Raw genomic sequence first — 8,209 nt, 5'->3', positions numbered from 1 at the left:
GACTCCGTCCCGCTAACGCGAATGGAAACAAGCAGAATGCTATCGCTGCATAGTTGAACAGTGATGTTCAGCAGTGTTCAGCGTAAATGTATCAGATACGCCATCAAGTCTCAACCCGGCCTGGAGGCGGCTGGCAGCGGGGGCAAAAGTGGGCCGAGCGGCCCGAGAGCTTACTCCGCTGAATGGGGGTGCCACAGAGGCGACAGGGATCCCCTTCTCGACCGTACACCCACGCCTGCCCCTGGTAGTTGCCGTTGAGCCCACGCAGATCCCGGTAATCCCGCAGGGTGGTGCCCCGCTGCTCCAGCCCGGCCCGTAACACCTGGATCAGGCTTTCTCGCAGGCGGCTCTTGGCAGCGTCGGAAAGCTGCGCGGCGGGTGTTGAGGGGTGGATGCCGCTCAGAAACAGGGCCTCGTCGGCGTAGATGTTGCCCACCCCCGCCACCAGCGACTGATCCAGCAAGGCGGCTTTGATGGGGCGGCGGCTCTTCTGCAAGGCAGCTTGGAAATAGGCCTCGGAAAAGGCCGGCGAAAGCGGCTCCGGCCCCAAGCTCTGCAGGGCAGGGATCACCGTCTCCGGCTCCACCCCGGCGGGCACCAGCCACATCTGGCCAAAGGTGCGCAGATCAACAAAGCGCAGCTCCCACCCCTGCTCCAAATGCAGCCGGACGCGAGTGTGGATCGGCAAAGGCGCGGATCCCTGAACCCAGAGCAGTTGCCCGGTCATGCGCAGATGCACGCCCAGAACCGCTCCAGAGTCCAGGGATCCCAGAAGATATTTGCCTCGCCGCTGCCACTGGGTCAAACAGCTGCCTGCCAGCCCCTGCGCAAACTCGTCTTTGCCGGGGTAGGCCACGGTGCGAGGGAGAAGCACCTCCACCGACAGGATGCACAGACCCAGGGTGAGGCGCTGCAGATCCCGCCTGACGGTTTCAACTTCCGGCAGCTCGGGCACAGGAAGAGGAAGCCAAAGAGCTTGGTTGAGTTGGCAGGGGCAGCCTTAGCTGGAAGCTTTGGCTTTGGGCTTGGGCTCCTCCACCACTTCCAGCTCATCTTCGCGGAAGTTGTTGGTGTTGATGTTGTAGTAGTTGATCTTGTCGAAGCGGACGATCACCGGGTAGAGAATGCCGCTGGTATCCACCGCCGCAACCGTTCCCACATCCCGATACCAGTAGGATTCTTTCCGCAACACCCGGACTTTGGCACCACGCTGAATCGCCATAGAGGTTCTCTCCATTGACCTGCCCTTCAGATTACCCTAGTCCGTGAGAAGGCTGCGATTTCCGAATTTTTGTAACGGGGATCCCTGTGGCTTCCCTGCAGGTGGGAATCTTCTGGACGCTGGTGCCGCCCCTGCGTTAGGGCAAAGCCCAGCCCCCAAGGCTGCCACTCCCCTGCTGCCGTCGGAAGCGGCTGGTGTTGCGATGTGAAGAAATGCAAACTATACTGAAGGGCAGGTGCTCCTCTTGTAGCCCTTCCCAAGCCCTAACTGGAGGTTTCCATGTCCAACCCCAACTTGTCTGAGCCCAAGTTTGGCTTTAACGAATATGCCGAGCGTCTCAACGGCCGCGCGGCCATGATCGGCTTTGTGTTGGCCATTGTCATCGAAGCGGTGACGGGCCAAGGCGTCGCCTCCTGGCTGGGCCTGATCTAGAAAACTCAGCTTGCCGCGCTATGGAGTCGCTCCCGAAGCGGTAAACGCGAGATTCTGGGATCCCTGTGAGCAAAGAGGCAAGCTTGAAAGCCCTGCTCTCTCTGTTTTTTGTTGAGTTGAGGAAAAGCTTTGTTCTGGGGTCTGCCGGCCGGCAGGCCCTCATTCACAGAAAACATACCCGCACCCCTACCCCAATCCTTGCAGGAAAAGCGAAACCGGTTGCGCTCTCCCAACCCTCCTCTCCCTCTGGGAGAGGGACCGGGGGTGAAGGTCAACTGATCCCTTCCTGGCGTTTGGCAATGGGCATGCGCCAGCCGGTGCCAAAGGCGCGATCGGTCACGCGCAGGCCAGGGGGAGCCTGGTGGCGCTTGAACTCGGCACTCTGCACCAGGTGCAGCACCTGCTGAACAGTGTCGGGATCAAACCCTTGGGCCACCAGCTCGGCAGCGGATTGGTGCTGCTCGATGTGCCGCTGCAGGATGGCATCCAGCACGTCATAGGGGGGCAGGCTGTCGCTATCTTTCTGGCCGGGCCGCAGCTCTGCCGAGGGGGGCTTGGTGAGGATGGGGAGGGGAATCCGTTCCTGGTGGCGGTTGATCCAGCGGGCCAGGCGGTAGACCCAGGTTTTGGGCACATCGGAAATCACGGCCAGGCCACCGGACATATCCCCGTAGATGGTGCAGTAGCCCACCGCCAGCTCCGACTTGTTGCCCGTGGTCAAGAGCAGCCGGCCAAACTTATTGGAGAGGGCCATGAGCAGGGTGCCGCGAATGCGCGATTGCAGGTTCTCTTCCGTGATGTCGGGGGGCAGGCCAGCGAAGGGCTCAGCCAGGAGGTGCTGGTAGCTCTCCATAATCGAGTGGATGGGCAGCTTCAGGGTAGGGATCCCCAGGTTTTGCGCCAGTTGGTAGGCGTCCGTCAGGCTGCCCGGGCTGGAATAGGGAGAGGGCATGAGCACCCCCAGCACCCGCTCTGGCCCCAAGGCGTCGGCGGCAATGACGGCAGTTACCGCTGAGTCAATCCCCCCCGACAGGCCCAGCAACACCTCGCGAAAGCCGCATTTGCTGACGTAGTCGCGGGTGCCTAAGACCAGCGCCTCGTAGAGCTCTGCTTCCGGCTCCGTTGGCCAGCGGGATCCCTGAACTTCCGGGCCTTCCTCAGGAGGGTGAACCAGCGCCTCCACATCTACCATCAGGCAGTCCGGCTGAAAGGCAGCGGCTTGGGCCACCAGCCGGCCCCGGCAGTCTAGGGCGCAACTGGCCCCGTCGAAAATGAGGTCGTCGTTGCCCCCCACCTGGTTGACATAGAGGATGGGCAGGGCGTGCTTGCGGGCCAGGGATCCCAGCATCTGCACCCGCAATTTTTGCTTGCCCAGGCTAAAGGGAGAGGCCGACAGGTTGATCAGCACATCGGCGCCGCAGCGGGCCATCTCTTCCACCGGATCCCGGTGGTAGCGGCGGTGTTGCCAAAAGTCGCGGTCGTTCCAGATGTCTTCACAGATGGTGAAGCCCACTCGGCGGCTACGGTACTCAATGGGCTGGGGCGGGGATCCCGGCTCAAAGTAGCGGTCTTCGTCGAAGACATCGTAGGTGGGCAGGAGCGACTTCTGGAACCAGTGGCGGATCTGCCCCCCTTCCAGCCAGGCCGCGGCGTTGTAGAGGGGTCGCCCCTCCGGCAGCGGGTTGGGCTGCACGGATCCCACCACCACCGGAATGCTCTCCCGCAGCCGGGCCGCCAACTGCTGCAAAACTTGGCCTACCCTCTCAATCAGGGCCGGGTAGAGCAACAGATCCCGGGGCGGGTACCCCAACAGGGCCAGCTCAGAAGTAATGGCCAGCTCCGCTCCTGCCGCTGCCACCGCCTCGACCGCCGCACGGATGCGCTCGGCATTGCCGCTGAGATCGCCAACGGTATAGTTGAGTTGCAACAGCGCTACCTTCACTTGGCCCCCTTGGCCGAGAATGGCGGACTCCACGATGATAGGCCAGCTCAGGTCGTTCGGCTTGCCCACAGGCGGGTCGGCTACTCCGCTGTTGCTGGCAACTCTGTTTCGGCTTCTGGATGGAAGTAGCGGTAGATCTGGCGGGCCAGCTTGGGGCCAATGCCAGGTACTTGGGCCAACTGCTCCTCAGTAGCCATCTGGATGCGGGCAAGGGAGCGAAACGCCTCCATGAGCAGCTTTTGCCGCTGCTTGCCTAGACCAGGGATCTCCTCCAGAACCGAAGCCTGTTGGCGTAGTTTCCGCTGCTGGCGATGGTAGGCAAGGGCAAAGCGGTGGGCCTCATCCCGCAGACGCTGCAACAGCAGGCGGGCCGGATCCTGGGGCGGCAGCCGCAGCGGCTCAGGATCCCCAGGCCGAAAGATCTCCTCTTCCCGCTTGGCCAGGGCAAAGACCGGCAGGTGATCCAGCCCCAGCTCTGCCAAGACGGCCATCACTGCTGCCAGTTGCCCCTTGCCCCCGTCGATGAGCACCAAGTCCGGCTGATCCTCGGAAGTCATCTTGCTGAAGCGACGCCGCGCCACCTCGGCATGGCTGGCAAAGTCGTCGGAGTGGCCAGGCCGCACCTGGGGGTTGCGAATCTTGTAGCGGCGGTAGTGTTGCTTGGCCGGCAGGCCATCGATAAACACCACCTGGCTGCCCACAGCGTCGGATCCCTGGATGTGGGAGATGTCGTAGGCTTCTAGGCGACGGGGCGGCTCTGGCAGATCCAAAACTTCCGCCAAGCGCTCCAGCGCTGCTGCCTCCCGCTCCGCCAGGCGCTGGCTGCGGGCTAGCTCTAGCTGGGCGTTCCGCTCCACCAGTTCGATTAGCTCGGCTTTGCTCTGCCGCTGCGGGGCAAGGAGGCTGACCTTGCGCCCCTTTTTCTGGCTCAGCCAAGATTCCAAAAAATCGCGATCCGGCAACTCATACTGGGTCAAAATCTCGGAGGGAATTTCCACCGGGTCGCAATATTGGTAATGTTCCTGCAAAACCCGCTGCAAAATAAGAGCCGGGTCGTCGCCGCGGTTTTCGGCCACAAACCCTAGCCGTCCCACCAACTTGCCCGCCCGCACCTGAAACAACTGGATGCAAGCCCGCGAGTCGTTCATGGCCAAAGCTATGGCATCGCGGCTGGCGGTAGAGTTGGGCAAAGAGACCTTCTGGGATTGGCCCAGTTGCTCTAGGCCGCGGATTTGATCCCGATAGCGCGCCGCCGCCTCATAGTTTTCTTGCTGCGCTGCCTGGGCCATTTTCTCCTTCAACTCACGGATAAGCTCGTCCGTCTGGCCTTGGAAGATCATCGCCACTTGAGCAACGGTCTTGCGATACGCTTCCGGGCTAATCAAGCCCTGACAGACACCAGGGCAACGCCCGATGTCATAGTTCAAACAGGGGCGGTCCTTGTAAAGCGGCTTGGGGCGCTGGCGCAAGGGAAAAATGCGCTTTACCAGACCGAGGGTGTAACGCAGCAGGCCCACATCGGTATAGGGCCCGTAGTACTTATCTTGATTTTGGTTGAGACGGCGGTGGCGGGTAATGTAAATCTGCGGGTAAGGCTCTGACCACGTAATGCACAAATAGGGGTATTTTTTATCCTCTTTGAGGAGAACATTGTAGGGCGGCTGATAGGTTTTAATGAGATTGTCTTCCAGGGCTAGAGCTTCGCTTTCGTTATCAGTGACGATAAACTCGATCTCGCAAACCTGAACTACCATGCGCTGAATACGAGGAGACAGGTCGCCGGTAAAGCGAAAATAGGATCGCACGCGAGATCGCAACTTTTTGGATTTGCCCACATAGAGAATCTGGTCGGTGGCATCCCGCATCAAATAGACACCAGGTTCGGCAGGAATCTCCTTAAGGCGGCTTTCTAGAACCTCAGGGTTTTGAATCAGAGGGACAGTCATACAGCTTCGCTCCAACAGGCAAAGCCAGGGATCCCAAGGCTTTCATTCAGTGATGACCAAGTCACTCCCATCTTAAAATCATCCCATCGCCCAGTTGGCTGCAGTTCATTTTCTGGCCGGCTAAGTGTAGCTATCACTCGACTGAAAAACCTCCCAAGCGTTTCGCAACGCTGCCGGGCCGCAGCCCTGCCGCCCCTAAGCCCGTTTCCTTCGGGGGAGGAGATGTGACAGACGGTTTCGCGACAGCTTGCAACGCTCCCACCGGGCACTTCCCCCTGGAGAAGGGGGAGAGGTTTTCTGTCAAGTTGTTAGAACTTGTTTGCCAAGGTCGCCTATTGAATGACTTGGCTCATGTAGTTTCTCCAAGTTTGGGCGGCGATGCTGCTGCTGCCGCGGGTGGGGCTGGCGTCGTCGTTGCCCAGCCAAATGCCGGTTACCAGAGGCGGATTGGGCGTGTAGCCGACAAAGAGCAGATCCCTGTTGGCGGTGGTGGTGCCCGTTTTGCCGGCCTCCCCGATCCCAAGGCGGGCGGCGGTGCCGGTGCCGGAGCGGATCACCCCTTGCAATACGGCGGTCATCTGCTGGGCGACGCTCTCCGACAAAACCAGCCGCTGCGAGCGGGGATCCTCGCGACCGGGGTAGATCTCGCGGCAGGTGCGAAAGTCGTCGGGGTTGGCGCAATCGCTGCTATCCAGGATGCGGCGGATGGTGTGGGGCCTAGACCAAAGGCCGCGATTGGCCAAAGGGGCAAAGGCCGCGGTCAGCTCCAGCAGGTTCACCTCCATCGTGCCGAGAACCAGGGAAGGATAGGGCTGTAAGGGGGATTGGATGCCCATTTGCCGCGCCATGGCCACCACCCGCTCCAGCCCTACCTGTTGGGCCAGCCGCAGGGCGATCACGTTTTCGGAGAGGATCAGGCCGCGGGCCAAGTCCATGGGGGCACTTCCCGAGCGGCAGCCCTGAAAGGTGAGGTTGCCCCAAGTAAGCGGCTCACAGGAGAGCACCTGCGACAGCGGGATCCCCTGGCTGAGGGCAGCGGCATAGGCGAAGACTTTGAAGGTGGATCCGGGCTGCCGTTGGGCTTGGGTGGCACGGTTAAAGGGGCTGGCGGTGTAGTCGATCCCGCCCACGAGAGCTAGGATCTCGCCGTTGCGGCTGTCGAGGCTGACCAAGGCGCCTTGGTTGAAGCCCAGGCGGGATCCCACCTCGCGCACCGTTTGGGCCAGGGCCTGCTCCGCCAGCCGCTGGTAGGGCAAATGCAGCGTCGTCTCGATGACGAAGTTGCCCTCTGCCGAGAGATCTTGCCCCAAAAGCTGCCGCAGCTCCTGGAAGACGGTGCTGTAGAAGTAGGGGGCAACTGTCGAGGTCTGGGAGCGCAGGTTGGGGTTGAGGGTGAGGCGGCTGCGCCGGGCCCGCCGAATCTCCTCTTCCGGGAAAACTTTGAGCTCGCTGAGGCGATCCAACACCCGATCCCGGCCCCGCACGGCGGCCTCGTAGTTGGCGACGGGGTTGAAGGCGTTGGGGGCGGGCAGAATGGCGGCCAGGGTGGCGGCTTCGGAAAGGCTGAGCTGGCGGCTGGGGATCCCGAAGTAGAACTGGGCGGCGGTCTCAAAGCCGTAGAGGCCGTTGCCCAGGTAGACGTTGTTGAGGTAGAGGGTGAGGATTTCGTCTTTGCTGTAGCGCCGTTCCAGCTTGAGGGCGGCGACGGCCTCCCGCAGCTTGCGGCCAAAGGTGTTGCCTGAGCCGGTGTAGTCGCGCAAGACGGTGCGAGCCAGTTGTTGGCTGATGGAGCTGCCCCCCTGCTGCACCTCCCCGGAGCGCAGGTTGACCCAAAAGGCGCGGGCAATGCCCAGCAGATCGACCCCGAAGTGGGAGTAGAAGCGGTGATCTTCGGCGGCCACCACCACTTTGGGCAGAATCGGGCCAAAGGCTTCCAGGTTGGGCAGCTCCCGGTAGAGATCCCCCTGGTGGCGGCGCAGCTCGGTTTGCCGATCCCCGGCCAGGACGATCAGGGGGTTGCGATCGGCGGCCAGCGGCGGTTCTACTGAGAACTTGCTCCACTCATGGCCGATCCAAAGCCTCGCCCCCAGCCCCAAGAGCGCCATCAGGATCAGGCAGCCGCGCACCCCGTACACCTGCGGCGGCGGTGGATCCAACACCTGAATAACCACGCTCTCCGGATCCCGGGGCGGGCCAAGGCTGAGTCGCTGGCCGTGGCGCAGGATCACCCGCCGCACCCGCTCGGCGCCGCCAAAGGGCTTGAGGCGAAAGACGCCGTTGGTGGAGTCTTGATCTTCCAGTTGGTAGCGACCAGCGTTCCACCCCAGCCAGTAGAGGAGGGGATGCAGAGGGATCCGCCACCCCAAGCCAGGCAGACGCCAGCCCGGACGCGGGCGAATGCGGGCGTGCAGATGGCTCACCGCAGGGGCGGGGATGCGGATGGTGGCCACCGTCTGGCTGCGACCAAGAATGTCGGATCCCTGCAGGACAAACACCTGGGGAGGCTCTCCTGGGCAGGTGATCTGCAGGCGCACCGGGCGTTTGGGGGGAGGGGGCTCGGCAGGCTTGAGGAGGGCCGTAGGCCCGACCGGAAAGGGCCTCGCCAGGGTCTTGAAGAAGCGAGCGACGGTGCCCCGTAGGGAATTCTTGTCTTCAGAAGCAGACATG

The 8,209-nt window shown here is 62.1% G+C and carries 6 protein-coding genes; 1 reads left to right on the top strand and 5 read right to left on the bottom strand.

The features are described from left to right. Positions 1-103: 103 nt before the first annotated feature. Together SYN63AY4M2_RS06260 and SYN63AY4M2_RS06255 are read right to left on the bottom strand one after the other, a co-directional pair. The gene (locus SYN63AY4M2_RS06260; RefSeq protein WP_011429118.1) at positions 104-955 is read right to left on the bottom strand and encodes a DNA-formamidopyrimidine glycosylase; all 852 of its coding nucleotides are present in this window, start codon (positions 953-955) and stop codon (positions 104-106) included. A 45-nt stretch (positions 956-1,000) separates the two neighbouring features. Then, positions 1,001-1,222 carry a photosystem I reaction center subunit IV gene (locus SYN63AY4M2_RS06255; protein WP_011429119.1) on the bottom strand — a complete coding sequence of 74 codons (222 nt, stop codon included), beginning with the start codon at positions 1,220-1,222 and terminating at the stop codon, positions 1,001-1,003. A 279-nt stretch (positions 1,223-1,501) separates the two neighbouring features. Between SYN63AY4M2_RS06255 and SYN63AY4M2_RS06250 the strand changes: the two genes are divergently transcribed. Further along, entirely contained in the window at positions 1,502-1,654 is a 153-nt protein-coding gene (locus SYN63AY4M2_RS06250; RefSeq protein WP_011429120.1) for a chlorophyll a/b-binding protein, read from the top strand. Positions 1,655-1,925: 271 nt separating this feature from the next. Here the strand turns inward: SYN63AY4M2_RS06250 and SYN63AY4M2_RS06245 are convergent, their stop codons facing one another. The 3 genes from SYN63AY4M2_RS06245 to SYN63AY4M2_RS06235 form a co-directional block, all read right to left on the bottom strand. Further along, entirely contained in the window at positions 1,926-3,596 is a 1,671-nt protein-coding gene (locus SYN63AY4M2_RS06245) for an NAD+ synthase (RefSeq protein WP_099887492.1), read from the bottom strand. 80 nt (positions 3,597-3,676) lie between these two features. Further along, the gene (gene uvrC, locus SYN63AY4M2_RS06240; RefSeq protein WP_099884344.1) at positions 3,677-5,542 is read right to left on the bottom strand and encodes an excinuclease ABC subunit UvrC; all 1,866 of its coding nucleotides are present in this window, start codon (positions 5,540-5,542) and stop codon (positions 3,677-3,679) included. Between the two features lie 332 nt (positions 5,543-5,874). Next, positions 5,875-8,208 carry a transglycosylase domain-containing protein gene (locus SYN63AY4M2_RS06235; protein ID WP_011429123.1) on the bottom strand — a complete coding sequence of 778 codons (2,334 nt, stop codon included), beginning with the start codon at positions 8,206-8,208 and terminating at the stop codon, positions 5,875-5,877. Between the last annotated feature and the right edge of the window lies 1 nt (position 8,209).

The organism is Synechococcus sp. 63AY4M2, assembly GCF_002760475.1.
Classification (GTDB): Bacteria; Cyanobacteriota; Cyanobacteriia; order Thermostichales; family Thermostichaceae; genus Thermostichus.
The sequence above is the reverse complement of the archived record's forward strand: the minus strand, read 5'-3'. Positions and strand labels throughout refer to the sequence as shown.